The sequence below is a fragment of the Paenibacillus sp. J31TS4 genome, assembly GCF_018403265.1.
Classification (GTDB): Bacteria; Bacillota; Bacilli; order Paenibacillales; family NBRC-103111; genus J31TS4.
In genome coordinates, this window is record NZ_BOSI01000004.1 from 54,855 (window position 1) to 69,709 (window position 14,855).

15 protein-coding genes are annotated in these 14,855 nt (G+C 59.5%); 3 read left to right on the plus strand and 12 right to left on the minus strand.

Features of this window, described 5'->3' with window-relative positions:
- The first annotated feature begins 64 nt into the window (after nt 1-64).
- From KJS47_RS17675 to KJS47_RS17685, 3 genes are all read left to right on the plus strand, one after another.
- Nucleotides 65-235, plus strand: coding sequence for a DUF1328 domain-containing protein (locus KJS47_RS17675; protein ID WP_213526398.1), 171 nt, complete (start codon nt 65-67; stop codon nt 233-235).
- A 218-nt stretch (nt 236-453) separates the two neighbouring features.
- The gene (locus tag KJS47_RS17680; protein WP_249716519.1) at nt 454-936 is read left to right on the plus strand and encodes a DUF2188 domain-containing protein; all 483 of its coding nucleotides are present in this window, start codon (nt 454-456) and stop codon (nt 934-936) included.
- Nucleotides 937-1,018: 82 nt separating this feature from the next.
- Nucleotides 1,019-1,888 carry an SDR family oxidoreductase gene (locus tag KJS47_RS17685; RefSeq protein ID WP_213526708.1) on the plus strand — a complete coding sequence of 290 codons (870 nt, stop codon included), beginning with the start codon at nt 1,019-1,021 and terminating at the stop codon, nt 1,886-1,888.
- A 256-nt stretch (nt 1,889-2,144) separates the two neighbouring features.
- Here KJS47_RS17685 and KJS47_RS17690 read toward each other — a convergent pair whose 3' ends face one another.
- The 12 genes from KJS47_RS17690 to KJS47_RS17745 form a co-directional block, all read right to left on the minus strand.
- Entirely contained in the window at nt 2,145-3,296 is a 1,152-nt protein-coding gene (locus tag KJS47_RS17690; protein WP_213526399.1) for a GNAT family N-acetyltransferase, read from the minus strand.
- On the minus strand, nt 3,297-4,148 hold the full coding sequence (locus tag KJS47_RS17695; protein WP_213526400.1) for an endonuclease/exonuclease/phosphatase family protein: 852 nt from the start codon (nt 4,146-4,148) through the stop codon (nt 3,297-3,299).
- 90 nt (nt 4,149-4,238) lie between these two features.
- Nucleotides 4,239-4,775 (minus strand): glycerol-3-phosphate responsive antiterminator, encoded by a 537-nt coding sequence (locus KJS47_RS17700; protein WP_213526401.1) that lies wholly within the window; start codon nt 4,773-4,775, stop codon nt 4,239-4,241.
- A 275-nt stretch (nt 4,776-5,050) separates the two neighbouring features.
- Nucleotides 5,051-5,887: an HAD family hydrolase gene (locus tag KJS47_RS17705; protein ID WP_213526402.1), complete on the minus strand. Its 837-nt coding sequence runs from the start codon at nt 5,885-5,887 to the stop codon at nt 5,051-5,053.
- A 55-nt stretch (nt 5,888-5,942) separates the two neighbouring features.
- Nucleotides 5,943-6,491 carry a glycerol-3-phosphate responsive antiterminator gene (locus tag KJS47_RS17710; protein WP_213526403.1) on the minus strand — a complete coding sequence of 183 codons (549 nt, stop codon included), beginning with the start codon at nt 6,489-6,491 and terminating at the stop codon, nt 5,943-5,945.
- Nucleotides 6,492-6,510: 19 nt separating this feature from the next.
- Entirely contained in the window at nt 6,511-7,536 is a 1,026-nt protein-coding gene (locus KJS47_RS17715; protein ID WP_213526404.1) for an SGNH/GDSL hydrolase family protein, read from the minus strand.
- A gap of 142 nt (nt 7,537-7,678) precedes the next feature.
- Nucleotides 7,679-8,512, minus strand: a complete 834-nt coding sequence (locus KJS47_RS17720; protein WP_213526405.1) for a carbohydrate ABC transporter permease — start codon at nt 8,510-8,512, stop codon at nt 7,679-7,681.
- Nucleotides 8,513-8,525: 13 nt separating this feature from the next.
- Nucleotides 8,526-9,464 (minus strand): carbohydrate ABC transporter permease, encoded by a 939-nt coding sequence (locus KJS47_RS17725; protein WP_213526406.1) that lies wholly within the window; start codon nt 9,462-9,464, stop codon nt 8,526-8,528.
- A gap of 13 nt (nt 9,465-9,477) precedes the next feature.
- Entirely contained in the window at nt 9,478-10,776 is a 1,299-nt protein-coding gene (locus tag KJS47_RS17730; protein ID WP_213526407.1) for an ABC transporter substrate-binding protein, read from the minus strand.
- Between the two features lie 361 nt (nt 10,777-11,137).
- Nucleotides 11,138-11,923, minus strand: coding sequence for an MgtC/SapB family protein (locus tag KJS47_RS17735; protein WP_213526408.1), 786 nt, complete (start codon nt 11,921-11,923; stop codon nt 11,138-11,140).
- A gap of 250 nt (nt 11,924-12,173) precedes the next feature.
- Nucleotides 12,174-13,379, minus strand: a complete 1,206-nt coding sequence (locus KJS47_RS17740) for an MFS transporter (protein WP_213526409.1) — start codon at nt 13,377-13,379, stop codon at nt 12,174-12,176.
- 102 nt (nt 13,380-13,481) lie between these two features.
- Complete coding sequence (locus KJS47_RS17745; RefSeq protein ID WP_213526410.1) at nt 13,482-14,774, minus strand: ArnT family glycosyltransferase; 1,293 nt, start codon at nt 14,772-14,774, stop codon at nt 13,482-13,484.
- Nucleotides 14,775-14,855 lie beyond the last annotated feature (81 nt).

A 14,855-nucleotide genomic window follows, 5' to 3' on the forward strand; every position in this document is an offset into this window, starting at 1 on the left:
GAACCTCTCACCATGTATGGAAGAGGGACCCGCGTTTCAAACTACACCTAAAGGAGGGGTTATTATGCTGAAGTATGCGATGCTGTTCTTGGTACTGGCGATTGTTGCCGGAATCTTCGGATTCATGGGACTTGTCAGTGCCTTCGCCGGAATCGCCAAAGTTCTGTTCGTCCTGTTCCTGATCTTGTTCGTAGCCTCGTTCTTCTTCGGAAGAAAGAGTACCGGCGTCAGGTAACGCACCATAGCTGCGCCAGCCGTCATGCGGCCTGCGTTCTTGCCGGTATCGAGCCGGCCGGACCGTACGCCGCATGACGCTTTTTTGTCTCGGGACCTACTCTAAGATGCCGGAACGCCGGATAGCCAATGCCCGAACGGTCAAAACTGGAAAGGGAGGAATCGCCATGCCTTGGAACAAAAACGATTACCCCGATTCGGAAGAACCTGTCCCCTCGTGTGCGGGACAAAGCGATCGACATTGCCAACGCACTCCTGAAGGACGACTACGAAGAAGGACGTGCCATCGCCATCGGCATCTCGCAAGCCGAGAAATGGGACGAGGACCATCCCGCAGGCGGCAGCCGGGATCGGGAGGACAGCCGGTCCGACAAGGAGTCCGAGAGCCACGGACAGCATAGCCGAGGGGACCAAAACGGCGGCAGCTCCGAGGCGTCCAGCCGCGGAGACGACGACCACCGCGGGCGCAACGGCCGGACGCCTCCAGGCCACGGGCCGGACGACGCGCCCAATTACCACGTCGTGCCGAAGGACGGCGAATGGAACGTGAAGGAAGAGAAGCGGGACAAGCCCGCCGCGTCCGCCGACTCGAAGCGGGAAGCGGTCCGGGAAGCGAAGGAGCTTGCAGAGGATGCCGGCAGCCGGGTCTACGTCCATAATGAACACGGCCGGATCGAGAAGACGATCAAGCCGGACGATTGATTCCTTTATGCCCGCCTCCCATCACCCGTTTCGCCATGCACTCTCCCATTCCCATCCTACAATCTGAAAGGAGCCAGTCATGATGAGTCAACAATCGGGAAAACAGCAAACCATGCCCCCTCAGCACCAGAACCAACAGCCGGGAATCGAGAAAGAGATGACCCCCCGCCCCAAAGCAGTTGACCGAGCATACAAGGGCAGCGGCAAGCTGGAAGGCAAAGTCGCGCTCATTACGGGCGGCGACAGCGGCATCGGCCGAGCGGCCGCGGTCTGTTATGCGAAGGAAGGCGCCGACGTCTCCATCGTTTACCTGACGGAGAACGAGGATGCCAAGGAGACGAAGCGGTTGATCGAGGCGGAGGGACGCAAATGTCTGCTGATCGCCGGCGATATCGGCGATGAGTCGTTCTGCCGGGATGCCGTCGAGCAGACCGTGCGCGAGCTCGGCAAGCTGGACATTCTCGTGAACAATGCGGGTGAGCAGCATCCGCAAAAGACGATCGAGGATATTACCCAGCAGCAGCTGGAGAAGACCTTCCGGACGAACATTTTCAGCATGTTCTATCTGACTAAGGCGGCGATGCCGCACTTGAAGGAAGGCTCGGCCATTATCAACACGGCCTCCATCACGGCCTACAAAGGCAGCCCGGAGCTGCTCGACTATTCCGCCACCAAGGGAGCGATTGTTTCCTTCACCCGCTCGCTGTCCGCGAGCCTGGTGGACAAGGGGATTCGCGTCAACGGCGTCGCGCCCGGCCCGATCTGGACACCGCTTATTCCGTCGACCTTCGACGAGCAGAAGGTCGCCACCTTCGGCTCGGACGTGCCGATGAAGCGGCCGGGTCAGCCGGAGGAGCTCGGACCGGCCTACGTCTACCTCGTCTCCGACGATTCGTCGTACATGACCGGCCAGATGCTCCATGTTAACGGCGGTACGGTCGTCAACGGCTAAAGAAGCGAGCATAACCGTGGGGAAACCGGTGGCCGACAAGCGGTTAGCCCTCATTCGCCGAGAAGCCGGCGGCTGCGCCGCTTCCCATATGCCGTAAATCAAAAAGCCCCGCTGCTCAGCGGGGCTTTGCCTTGCGCTCTATCTCTCGGGGACGGGCGTCGTACGGCCACGCCCGTCCCAGTCAGGCCGGTGTTCGGCGGGAATCGAACGCGTTCGCTAGAGACCGCTCGCCGGCTCCTCCAGTAGACTCGTTAACCTAAACGTAATTCAAGCCGCGGTCGTACGGCAACGGAGCCGGGAACAGCACCGCCAGGTCGCTCTTCAGCTCCGCATCCAGCGTTTCCGGCAGTTCGGGATTCGGGTCGAACAGAAGTGTGATCAGCTTCTCCTCGTTCAGCACCGCTTCCCGTCCGTTCAGCGACAGCTTCCATCCGCCGTCCGCCGACTGAATCGCCAGCGACGCCTGGAGGTGCTCGTTCTTCTGCCGCAGCCACGGCGCCAGCTCCTCGAGCAGCCGGGCCGGGTTGATCAGCTTGATCGTATGCGTCCGGTTCTCCGGATTCGCCTCCGCGGCGATCGCCTGCAGCTGCTGTGCCAGCTGCTCTTCGAACCACGGAGCCGGTGCAATAAGCCGATCCAGCTCATAACGGGACAGCGCGTCCGTGAGCAGCGCGGTTACCGCCGCCGCATCGCCCGCCCACTCGATGAGCAGCGGAGCGCGCTTGCCCTTCACCTGCGGGTACGGGACACCGATAACAGCGAAGGCGACGGCCTCGCCTTCACGCTCCGCGAGAAGCACCTTGTGGCTCAGCTTGATGCAGCTGCAGATCGCCTCCGCCTTGATCAGCTGGGCAAGGTCCCAGAGGCTCTGCTCAAAGCGCACCGCGCGCGACTCCGCGAGACGATGGATGCGGAACCAATCCGCATCGTCCGCCTCCCTGACTTGGCAGCCCGCCCCTCCCCCGCTCTGGCGGAACTTCTCTGCCGAGCTGTCGTCCAGCAGATACTGCTGGATGACGCCGAACGGATGGCAGTTCGACGTCCGGTACAGGCCGCGTCCGCCCGAGATGAGCAGAACGGATGCCTCCGCCCGCTCCGCGAATGCGAATATGTCCTGCAGCATCTGGCTCGCGATCCCTTTGCCGCGCGCATCCGGATGGGTACAGACCGAACCTAGCGAGTAAGCGCCGATGCTTGCGGGGCCTACCCGGAGAACGGAAGGGACGAGTCCCATAAAGCTGACCAGCCGGTCCTCCTCAAACGCTCCGTACGATTGGCCGAGCTCCGGCGAGAATACGAACGGGAAGCCCCTACCCATCGATACTTGCTCCGCGTCGCGGAATATCTGGTCGGAAAGAGCGATTGCCGCCTCAAAGTCTCCGGCCTGCAGCCTGCGTATTGTAGCCATCTAATAGTCCTCCCGGTTCCTACCGGCTGCCGGCCTTGCCGACTCCGGATAATGATAGACTGCCGTAATGGCGTAATGATCGGAGACGACGGGCTCGATCCGTTCGGCCTCCAGCAGCTCGAGGGAAGGCGACGAGAAGAGAAAATCGATCCGCTTGGTCGGGCGGTAGTAGGCCGCCCTCTCTTCTCCACGCGCCTGCTCGAACCGGTCATCTTTGCTGGGCTCCACCAGCGTCGGCACGTCTTCAAGTCCCATCGCGCCGAAAGCGTCAGTGAGCCGTTCCCGCAGCCGGCCGATCTCGGGAGTGTCCGGCGTCGCATTGAAATCGCCGGCGACGATCACCGGCTCCGCGCAGCCCTCCAGCTTCTCCAGCAGCTCGCTCGCCTGGATCTGCCGCTCCTCCGTCCCGAGGCCGAAATGGGTATTGTAGAACACCAGCGGCGCGCCGTCGACATCGATTCGGGTCTCGAGCAAGCCTCTCTTCTCAGGATGTACGCCCGCTTCCCGAAGCTGCGACAGCGCGTAATTCGTCTGCCTCACGATCGGGTACCGGCTCAGCACGAGCGTACCGTATTCACGCAGCGGCTGCCCCTCCTCCGGCGCAGCCAGCTGCAGATTCGCCCCGTAAGCGTAATGCATGCCCAGCAGTTCTGCCAGCTCGGCTCCCTGGTCGGCCCAGGCGCTCCGCTCGCCGTAATGCCGGTCGACCTCCTGCAGGCCGATCACATCGGCTCCCGACTCGCGGATCACCCTGGCGACGCGGGCCAGATCCAGCTTGCGGTCAATGCCCTCCCCATGCAATATATTGAAAGACATCGCTTTCAGCCGAATCGGTTTTGTTTCGCTCCCCATCATGGACCTCCTTGTTTCTTGCCCCTCTGAAGTCCACTCATCTGCCGGTCGGTCTGGGGGATTGCTCGGCGGCCGCCCGGCCGCCCGGTGTTACCAAAATTCCGGATCGCCGATCGAGACGTAGTCGGCTCCGTTCTTGACCGCGGTCAAGATTTCCTCCCGGTTGCGGATCAGCCCCCCTACAATGAGAGGCTGGCGGATTCGCTTCTTCATGTCACGAATCACTCTAGGCATCAGGCCCGGCATCAGCTCCACCTTGTCAGGTTTGCTCGAATTGATCATCTTCACGGCTGTCTCAAAGGCAGCCGTATCGATAGCGAACACTCGCTGAATGGTCTTAAGTCCCGCCAGCTTGGCTGCGGAAATGGCACTCGTCTTGGTCGAGACGAGTCCGTCGGCGTTGAAGACGTCGGCCAGATACTGAACGGCCGCCGCATCTCTGCCGATCCCATCCACCATCTCGATATGGACATAAACGGTCTTGCCGGCCCGATGCAATTCCTCCACAATGTTCTGCAGGCAAAGAACGTCGCCTGCCATCAGGATAACATCCTTGATGCGGCAAGCCTTTACCAACTCCAATTGATCTACTTTTGTCATGGATGCAATGATCGGCAGGTTGCTCATCAACTGGACCCCTTGTTTCGGTTTTCAAGCGCTTTCACGATATGCTTGTTCTACTAGTGTATCGTGCTGGCAGGCGCGTGTTCAAGCTAATTTTTCTTTACATATAGTTAATGGAATGGCTTCCAAATTCTTCATAGCGAATAAAAAGCAGCCTGTACCCGATTCGGGGGTACAGGCTGCATCTTCATTCTACTGCGCAATTGGATCGGCGTCCGGCTGAATCCAGCGGCCAATTCACTCCCTGGCCCCGCTCTCCATCCTTAGCTGACGGACCGCTAGCTCGCGGGCACTTCCTTGGAGGCCGTCGCGGCTTCCCGTCCTAGGCCAAAGCGCTCGATCGCCTCCACCACGCCTTCGCCGTAATGGGCGGAGCAGACGTAATCGGCCCGCTCCATCAAATCCGGATGGCTGTTGCCGACGGCTACGCCGATGCCCGCCAGCTCGATCATATCCAGATCGTTCATCTGGTTGCCGATCGCCATCACCTGCTCCGGCTTCAGCTCCAGATGGGCCATCAGCCGACGCAGCGCTTCCCCCTTGCTCTGCTCGCCCGGAACGATTTCCCAGAAGTCGTCCTCGGACTGGAAGGTCGCGTAGCTTTCCCGGAACAGCGGACTGTGGTCGCTCCATAACCGGCGGATGCCGGTCATCTCGCCGATGAACAGCAGCTTCTGAACGGACCACTGCGTCCACTCGTCCGATTCGGGATCGAGCAGCTCACAGGCGATTCTCTCCTTGTGCTCGAAACGGTCAAGGGCATCGGTCCGGCGCAGCGCCCGGATGCCGTCCTCCTGGAACAGCAGCACGGTAATGCCGAGACGGTCGGCCTCCTTCATGACGGCGGCCAGGTCGGCGACTTCGAGAGGAGTCGTCTCCCATACCCGGTCGGTATCGGCAATCACCGCCCCGTTGCATAGAATCTGGGGAACCTTCAGCTCCAGTTCGTCCACCACGCTCCGCACCGTCAAGCTTGGGCGGCCGGTGGCGATGGTGAAGAGCCCTCCTGCTTCGGTAAACCGCCGGACTGCTTCCTTCACAGATCCTGTCAATTGGTGGTCCGGCGACAGCAGCGTGCCGTCCACATCGCTTACGATTAAACGGATGTTGCTCAAGCTGATTCCTCCGCTCTCCTTGTCCTTTTGACCGCCTCTAGACTTCCGCGGTTCTTTATCGGTGCCAAAACGATTCGCTGCCCACGGAGACGTAATCCGCCCCGTTGGCCAGCGCCTGATCAATCTCCTCGCGGGTGCGGATGAGACCGCCCACGATCAGCGGCTTCGACAGCTTGGCCTTGATCTCCCGGATGACGCGCGGCATGAGGGCCGGCATCATCTCGACCTCATCGGGATCGCTGGCGGCGATCATCTTGTCGGCCGTATCCAGTGCGCTGGAATCAATCGCGAACACGCGCTGGATCGTCTTAAGGTTGGCCTGTTTGGCTGCCGCGATGATGCTGCTCTTGGTTGAGATAATGCCGTCCACCTTGAAGGCCTCGCTCAAGTACCTGACAGCTGAGGCGTCCCGGCCGAGGCCGCTGACCATCTCGCTGTGGATATAGGCGACTTTGCCCGCTTTGTGCAGCCGATCGATTGTTTCTTTTAGATGAAGAATGTTGCCGTACATCAGGTTAACCCGCCGAATATCGGAACGGATGACCTTGGCGATCTGCTCTTCCTTGGTGAGCGACGCGATAATCGGATACTCGTTGTCTGTCATGCTGAATCCGCCTCTCTGCTCATTCGGACGGCTTCCGCCCGAACAGCGGAAACCCCGGGATGTCTCGCTCGAATCGCTCATACAGCCGCTCGGCCATCAGCTTGTAACCAGCCGCATCGGGGTGCAGCCGGTCGTGAAGCCGCTCCCCGTCCGCCTCTGAGAGAATTTCAAGCCCGTTCATGTAATACAGCTGCTGATCGCCGCATTCCCGAAGCGCCGCGACGGCCGCTTCGACCTCCTGCCGGATCATCCGCAGGTCCATGCCCACCTTGTTCGGAGTCTCCTCCCGGTCGGGGCTGTAGATCGGGGACAGCACGGCGATCGGAATGTCGGCGTGCTTCTCCCGCAGCAGCCGGAGAAAGCCGATGACCGCGGGGCCAAATGTCCGCGGGCTCAGGCTCGAGCCGCCCATGACATTGATGCCAAAGCAGACGGACAGGAAGTCGGCCGGTTCGTCGCGGATCATCCGCGCCACCATCGGCTCGATATGACAGCTGCCCGAAAAGCCGAGGCAGGTCAGCTGGAGATCTGCCCGTGCCGCCACCAGCGCCGGCCATGTCCGCGAGGGACTCTCGGCCTCGACGCACTGGGTGATCGAGCTGCCGTACGTCACCCAGCGCGGACGGTCGTCCGCCGCCGGTGTCAGGTCGGCTCCTTCCTCCACCGAGAGCCCGGTTACCGTCACCGGCCATGCCTGCGACAGATAGATCTCCTTGACGGACCGATCGGCGGGCAGCCCCTCGAACAGGACGGTAGTCTCTCCAGCGGGCAGGACGACCGTAACGAACGTCTCTCCCGCCACGCAGTCGAACAGTCTCTGTTCACCGTGCGGCTCTACCTTCAGCTCGATCCGGGTGCTGACAGTCCGAAAACGCAAACGGACCCCGGCCGGCACCTCCGCCTTGCCGCTGATGCCATTCGGCGGAAAGAGCGGCAGCTCGCGATACGGGATCCGCCATGGCTTGTATCCGTTTGCAGACGGCTCAAGCGAAATCGCTCCATGAAACAGTTCTGGGTGTATGGCTACTTCACGCAATTCTGCCATAGCAGCTTCCCACTCCTTTCCGGTTGCCCGGATAGCGCTGGTTCCCCTCCTGCCGGCTGCCCGCCCGCCCGGCGAGCCGCCTGCTGGACGGCATCCGGGGAGCAGGCGCTCCGACGGTAGAGGAGCCGGACGCCATGCTTTCTTACTTAAAGGTCGAGTTCGCCATTGCAGCGACAATGTACTTCTGAGCGAAAATAAACAGGATAACGATCGGCAGGATAACGAACACGCTGCCCGCCATGATCAGGTTGTACGACATCGATTCGTTGCCCGCGAAGGAATCCTTCATCATCGCGATCCCCGTCGTCAGGACGCGCATCTTGTTGCTGTTCGTCATGATGAGCGGCCAGAAGTAGGAGTTCCAGCTTCCGATGAACTTCAGGATGATGACCGTCACGACGGTCGGACGGGCAATTGGCACAAGCAGCTTGTAAATGATATGGAAGCGGCCGGCGCCGTCCACTTTGGCGGCTTCGATGACGTCGTTGTTGATCGACTTGAATGCCTGCCTCAGGAGGAAGATGCCATAGGCCGAAGCGCCGTGCGGAACAATCAGCGCCAGGAACGTGTTCAGCCAGCCAAGCTTAGACATCATGATGTAAACCGGCACGAAGACGACCTGCTCCGGAACGATCAGCGCAGCCAGCACGAGCAGGAACAACTTCTCGCGGCCGGCGAAGGCGCCCTTGGCGAACGCATACGCGGCCAGCAGACCGATGTTCAACTGCAGGAAGACGATACCTACAGTCTGGATGAGCGTGTTGGTGAAGAACCGCCCGAACGGGGCGGCTTTGAACGCCGCTTTATAGTTGTCCAAGTTGAAGGCTTCGGGCCAGAACGTCGGAACGGCCGAACGCAGCTCCACCGAAGTCTTGAACGAGGTGATGAGCAGCCAGTAAAGCGGGAAAAACATGATTAGCGTAACGATAAGAGCGACCAACAGCCGGAAGGTGCTTCCAACTCTATTTGCAGTCATGTGTTATCGGCACCTACCCTTCGTAATGGACTTTCTTCTTGGAGACGGCAAACTGCAGAGCCGTGAATGCCATGATGATCAGGAAGAAGATCACGACAAGCGCGGAGGAACGTCCGGCACGGAACTCTTCGAATGCCATCTGGTAGATCCACATGACCATCACCTTGGTCGATTCAAGCGGACCGCCGCCGGTCATGATATCGACAGACTGGAACACCTGCATCGAGGAGATGAAGGACGTGACGACCAGGAACAGCGTCGTCGGGGAAAGCAGCGGCACGGTAATGTGCCAGAACTGATGAAACTTGTTGGCGCCGTCGAGACTCGAAGCCTCGTAATAGTCGAGCGGGATGGAACGCAGGCCGCCGATGAAGATGATCATCGTAAAGCCGACGCTTTTCCACACGGAAACCATGATGAGGCTGAAGAGCGCCGTCTTCGGATCGTTCAGCCACTGCACGGGGTTGATGCCCAGCGTGCCGAGGAAGCTGTTAAGCACCCCGTATTTCGGGTTCAAAATCCAGATGAAGACGATCGAGGCGATAACCATCGAGATGTAGTAAGGCATGAAGACGAACAGCCGCATCACGCCGTACGCTTTGGACTGCTTGTTGAACAGCAGCGCGAGCAGCAGGCCGAGGACAAGCGTTACGATAACGTCGATGATCGTATAAAGGAACGTGACTTTCAGAACGTGATAAAACCGGTCGTCTGTCAAAATCCGCGTATAGTTGTCAAACCCTACGAATTTCTTGATCGGCTTGATCAAGTTCCAGTCGGTGAAGCTGAGATAGAACGAATTGACAAGCGGGTAGTATGTGAATAGCAGCAGGAATAAAATGGCCGGGAGGGCCAAAGAGAAATCCTTCAGCCCCTCGATCCGACCGTAATGGAAGAACGGTTTTTTCTTAGGCGACGCTTTGGGCGCCGCCGTGTTTGGTTGCGAGCTCATGTTCACTCCCCCATTAGTAGTCTTTCAGCACGTCGTTCATCTTCTTGGCGGCTTCTTTGAACAGAGGCTCTACTTCGCCGTTCTCAAGCACGATCTTGCCAAGCGCTTCCTTGTAGAAGGCGCTGAATTCCGGATAGCCCGGATGCTGCTCACGCGGCTGAACGTTGTCGAAGTTGTCGAACACTGCTTTGTACTGCGGATACTTGCCGAAGTAGGTTTTGCCTTCCTCGGAGTCGATCGCCGATTTGCGAGTCGGCAGGTAACCGGTGTACTCGGCCCACTTCACGTTATGCTCGGTAGATGTCATGAACTCGATGAACTTCCAAGCGGCTTCCTTCTGGTTCTGCGGAGCGAGATCCATAACCGCGATGCCGGCGCCGCCGATCTGCGATGTACGGGTCTTGTCGCCCGGCAGGAACGATACGCCGATTTCGAACTTGGCGTTCTCGAGATACATTTTGATCAGAGCGGACGTATGCTGGATCATGCCGATCTTGCCGTCATAGAACATTTGACGCATGACGTCGGAAGCGCCTTTGCCGTAGCCGATATGCATGTAGCCGGCGTCCTTCCACTCTTTGAACTTCTTCATGAACTTCATGCTGTCCGGCTGGTCGATCGTCGCGGTTTTCTTGTCGGCCGACAGGATGGAGCCTCCGCCGTTGACGACCCACGGATCGTAGTACCAAGTGTCCCAGCCCGGAACGGAAAGTGCGTAGCGGGTTGTTTCATTGCCGTTTTTCTGGGTAAGTTTCTTAGCGAACTCATCGATCTCCGCCCAAGTTTGCGGCGGCTTCACGCCTTCCTTGTCGAACATCGTCTTGTTGTAGACGAATACGCTGGTGCTGACGATAAGCGGCAGGCCGTACTGCTTGTCGTTGTAGGCGTATGCCTTCAGCATCCCCTTGGAGAAGTCGTTCGTGTCAACCTTGTCGCGCTTGATGTACGGGCCGAGGTCCATGAACACGCCGCTGTCCGCGAAGTTCGGCAGAGCGGATACTTCAACGTTGGCAACAGCCGGCACTTCCTTCGCCGCTTGCGCCGCGAGCAGTTTCTTCTGCAGGTCGGTGTAGGCGCCCTGGAAGACAGGCTCTACGGTAATCCACGGATATTTCTTGTTGAATTCCTTGATCATGTAATCGAGGCCGGCGAGCTGAGCGTCAGCATGCGAGTGCCAGTACTGGATCGTAACGGGCGTTTTGTCCTCCGGAGCGGGTGGTGCTGCTTCTCCATCGCTGGACCCGCCTCCGCAACCGCTTACAACGGATACAGCCAATGCACCTGCTAGAGCTGGCTTCCAAAGTTTTTTCATCTTGAACTTCCTCCTCATGATCTCGTTCTAGGTCTCTCACTTCTGTACTTCTGCCGCGATCGTCCTCCTGGCGGAGTCTTTCGTCCCATGAACCTGGCCGCTGTGTCTCTCGCGCCCCCCTTGCGTAAGGCGGTTATCTACGGAGGAGACGACAAAAAACCCGCGGACAACTAAGACACCTTCGCTACCATAGCGAAAAAGCGCTTGCTGTCCCGGGTTTTCTCATCGTCTCCACCCGCGGCTATTCATTTTCATGAAAGGAACAGGCCGGAGCCCGTTCTCCTCGAAAGCGTTATCGTGTTCAGTCGTACTTACACCTAATGTTATAACAGTGCCGATGGTTACACGTCAAGTAAATTTTTTAGGCGTCTAGGTCTCGCGAGAGAAATTTGGGCAGCTTCATCTCGGCTGCGGGCAGCGATCCCGAATCGAGAGAGACGACGTTCGGATGCTGGCCGACCTCCTCGATGGCATGAATCAAGTCCTCCGGTTTGGGGGTCTTAAGCACTAGGCGAATTGACATGACGGCATCCTCCCCGTCCGCCATCTCCGTGTCGGTTTCGTGCTCGAGATGGACGTTCTTGATCTGGATGCCGCGCTTGGACAGAGAGGCCGTCACCGCTGTCAGCGTCCCCGGGCGGTCAAGCACCTTGACAATTAGATCGTGGTTGCGCCTGTGGCGCAGCAGATGCTTCTCCCACTTGTTCAAGAAGAACAAGCTGACGAGCACGAGGCCGGTCACCAGAATGGCGCCGTAATAGAAGCCGGCTCCGACCGACAGACCGATGGCCGCGACCACCCAGATGGAGGCCGCCGTCGTAAGCCCCGAAACGGTCGGCCCCGTCCGCAGAATCGCCCCCGCACCGAGGAACCCGATACCGCTGATCACCTGGGCGGCGAGACGCGCCGGGTCCATCCGCACGTTGGGCTCCATCGCGAATTCCCCAAAGCCGTAGATGGACAGCAGCATGATGGCAGCCGAGCCAACGCAGACGAGAATATGCGTCCGGAACCCTGCCGCGTGGTTGCTCCATTCCCTCTCGATTCCGATCAGTCCGCCGAGCACCAGCGCCAGGATGATGCGAAGCGTCAAATCCAAGTGGCTGATCTGCCAGACCTCCGGATGGATTTCTCCTGTAATCGGCATAACTAAGTCTTCCTCCCTCTTACCCATTTATTTCCACAGAAGTTGCTTTATGGATGAACGCCGTTTTTTTGGGTACGCAAAAAGACGATGAAAGTCCCAGCACAGTCCACCCCCTGGAAACCAGAAGGAAGCAGGCTTACGGGTTCTCTCATCGTCTCTTTCCCCAAGCAGCGTCTTTGGATTATTGTATTCCATTATGTGGAGGTCCACGCCGGTTGTCAAGTTTTATTTCATCGCCTCCAACTATCCATCAAATTTGTCCTGTTCCCGTTGGTGCGGCGGGCAATTGGGCGCGGACGCTCCGGCTTTGCAGGTAAGGTACCACGACAAGGCTTGTCAGGGCGAGACCTGTGAGCGCGATGAAGGCGGCTCCCGCAAATTCCTCGACCGACAGCACGAATAGCAGCATGAGACAGCGCGTCAGACAGATCGCACACTCCCGCCAGACGAGCATCCGCGACTGCTGGACGGCGGACAGCTCGCTGATGAGGCGGAACTGCTGCCCGTTCCACGACGTGCTGAAGTAGAACAGCCCCATCGTCGTCAGCACGTTGGAGGCGATCAAGAGCGGCGGCATCGGCACCAGCACGAGCAGGAAGCCGAACGACAGCAGCAGAACGGACACGAGCAGCCAGCGCCCTTCCTTGAGCTTCAGCCTCCGGTACAGATAGAGCGCCAGCAGGGAGAACAGCGTATACATCGTGTTAAGGAGCGCGATGATCGTTTTGTCCTCGGTCACGCTAAAGGTAAACAGGAGCGCGAACAGATTCTGAAACTGCAGGAAAAAGCCCGCGGCCATGCAGGAAAGCAGCAGCCACCGCGACTGCCGGGTGACGAAGACGTTGGAGTAGCGCATCTGCCGGTGCCACGGCTCCGGACCCGCCAGCTCTTCCCGCAGCGACGTGCGCGGCAGCGAAGCCGCCATCGTCAGCATGACCGCCACGAAGACGAGCATCAGGGCGAACGAGCCGCCGTAGCCGAACCAGCGGATCACTTGCGCCGACAGCAGCGGAACCGACATGTTGATGATCTGCGAGACGGTGGTCGACGCGGCAAAAAAGCTGCCGATATCGCGTCCCCTGCCGGACAGCGTCACCATCATGTTCTGCGCGCAGGAGAAAAAGCCCCACATCATCCCGACCGGCATGCCAATAACGGCGATCCATAGCAGCCGGCTCTCCAGCTGGAGGAAGGACAGCAGCAGAAAGGCCGTTCCCCCGCATGCGGCCGAGAGGCAGAAGAGCAGCCGGACCGACCGGTTAAGCAAAAGCCGTCCCCCGGCGGCAAAGGAGACGGCCCAGAAGAGAAAGAGAACCAAATTGAACCAGGAAACGTCCCCGATTCGATGGCCTTTTTCCCAAATATACAAATTGACGAAAATCCCGATGTAATTAAAGATGACGAACGATGACGCGTTCATGAGCAACAGCCTGCGCAGTTCTTTGGGCAGCCCCACGGTCCGGTTTCCTTCTTTCCCCCTGTAGTCCCCTTCAAAGTAGCATGATCCACTACCGGGCACCAGCGGCGATTTCACCGGATTTGACGCCCTGGACGCCTATTAGGCATCCAAGGAAGCTGCTTGCTCCTCGCCCTGCTGTTTCTTGCGGTTTCTCTGCTGTTTGCGACGGAGCAGCTCCGCCCCTGCGTACAGAGCCAGAAGCGGCAGGAGCGGGACCGAATAACGCGAATGCGCCAGGTAGACCATGTGCAGAAGACTCATGTACCCAAGCAGCGTAAGGACGGCCACTGTGCCGCTCTCACGGCGCCGTCGCCACAGACCGGCCGCCCCCAGCGCGAGCAGAACATAATGATAGAGAACCGCGACAGGAAGCGGCACGCCCGGAAGCTTCATCCAGTAGAAAACGTCCCCCCAGAAAAGCAGGAACTTGCCGACCGTGTACCAGGACAGGTACAGGAAAAAGTGCTCCCGGAATCCCTCCGCGATCCGTTCCTTGGCCATCTGTGTATCGAGCTCGTCGTTCACCCACAGGTCGTCCGTCGGATGCCATGTCTTTTGCTCCTCCATGAAAAGGGCCGGCACCGTCCACGGGAACGTGCCGAGGAGGAGGGGATTGCCGCTCGACTTGGTGAGCGGGATGAAGTCGCCGCCGGATACCTGGTAGTTCCTCACCCACCACGGCGACAGGCAGAGGACGAACAAGAGCGAGGCAATGGCGCCGCAGGCGGCGAGCCGCCGCCACGGAATCCTGCGCCGGACAAGCAGCAGGAGGAAGAACAACCCTGGCCAGAGCGCGATCGTCGGCCGGACGTAAACCGCGGCGGCCCACAGCAGCCCGAACAGGACCGCGGAGCCTGCCGTCGGGCGGTCCTCCGCACGGAACGCGGCGCCGAGCAGCAGCAGGACCATAAGGAGGAACAGCGATTCGGTGAAAAGCATATTGGACATAAGCCAGAGCGGCGGGTAGAAGGCTGCCAGCACGGTCCCCCACAGAGCCGCCCGTTCGCCGACGAGCCGGCGGCCGAGCCGGTAGAGCAGATAGAGCGAGACGGTCACCAGGATGGCCTGCACGATCCGAACCGTCTGCTCGTGAAGCTCGCCGGGGCCTGTCAGCAGCATAAGCGAAGCCAGAAAGCCCGGATAGGCAGGCGTGATGAAGACCGTCGGCTTGGACGGATCGTTATAGGTGAAGCGGCCGGTCTCCAGCAGGACGCGTGCGGACTCCAGGTAGCCGCGGTCGTCCGACTGGTAATCGTAATAGGTGCCGTGCAGCAGCACGAGCAGCACCTTGAGCAGCAAGGTGCCCATCAGCACCGCCCCCAGCACGCGGCCGGGGGTCAGCGAGCGCCGGACGCCGGACAGCCGGGAAGCGGCAGGTTGTTGAGAGGCCATGGGTAAGCAAATTCCTTTCTGGGCAAGTCGAATATTGCCATTATACGCCACCCTTGCGGGCAAGCACAAAAAAGCGCCCGC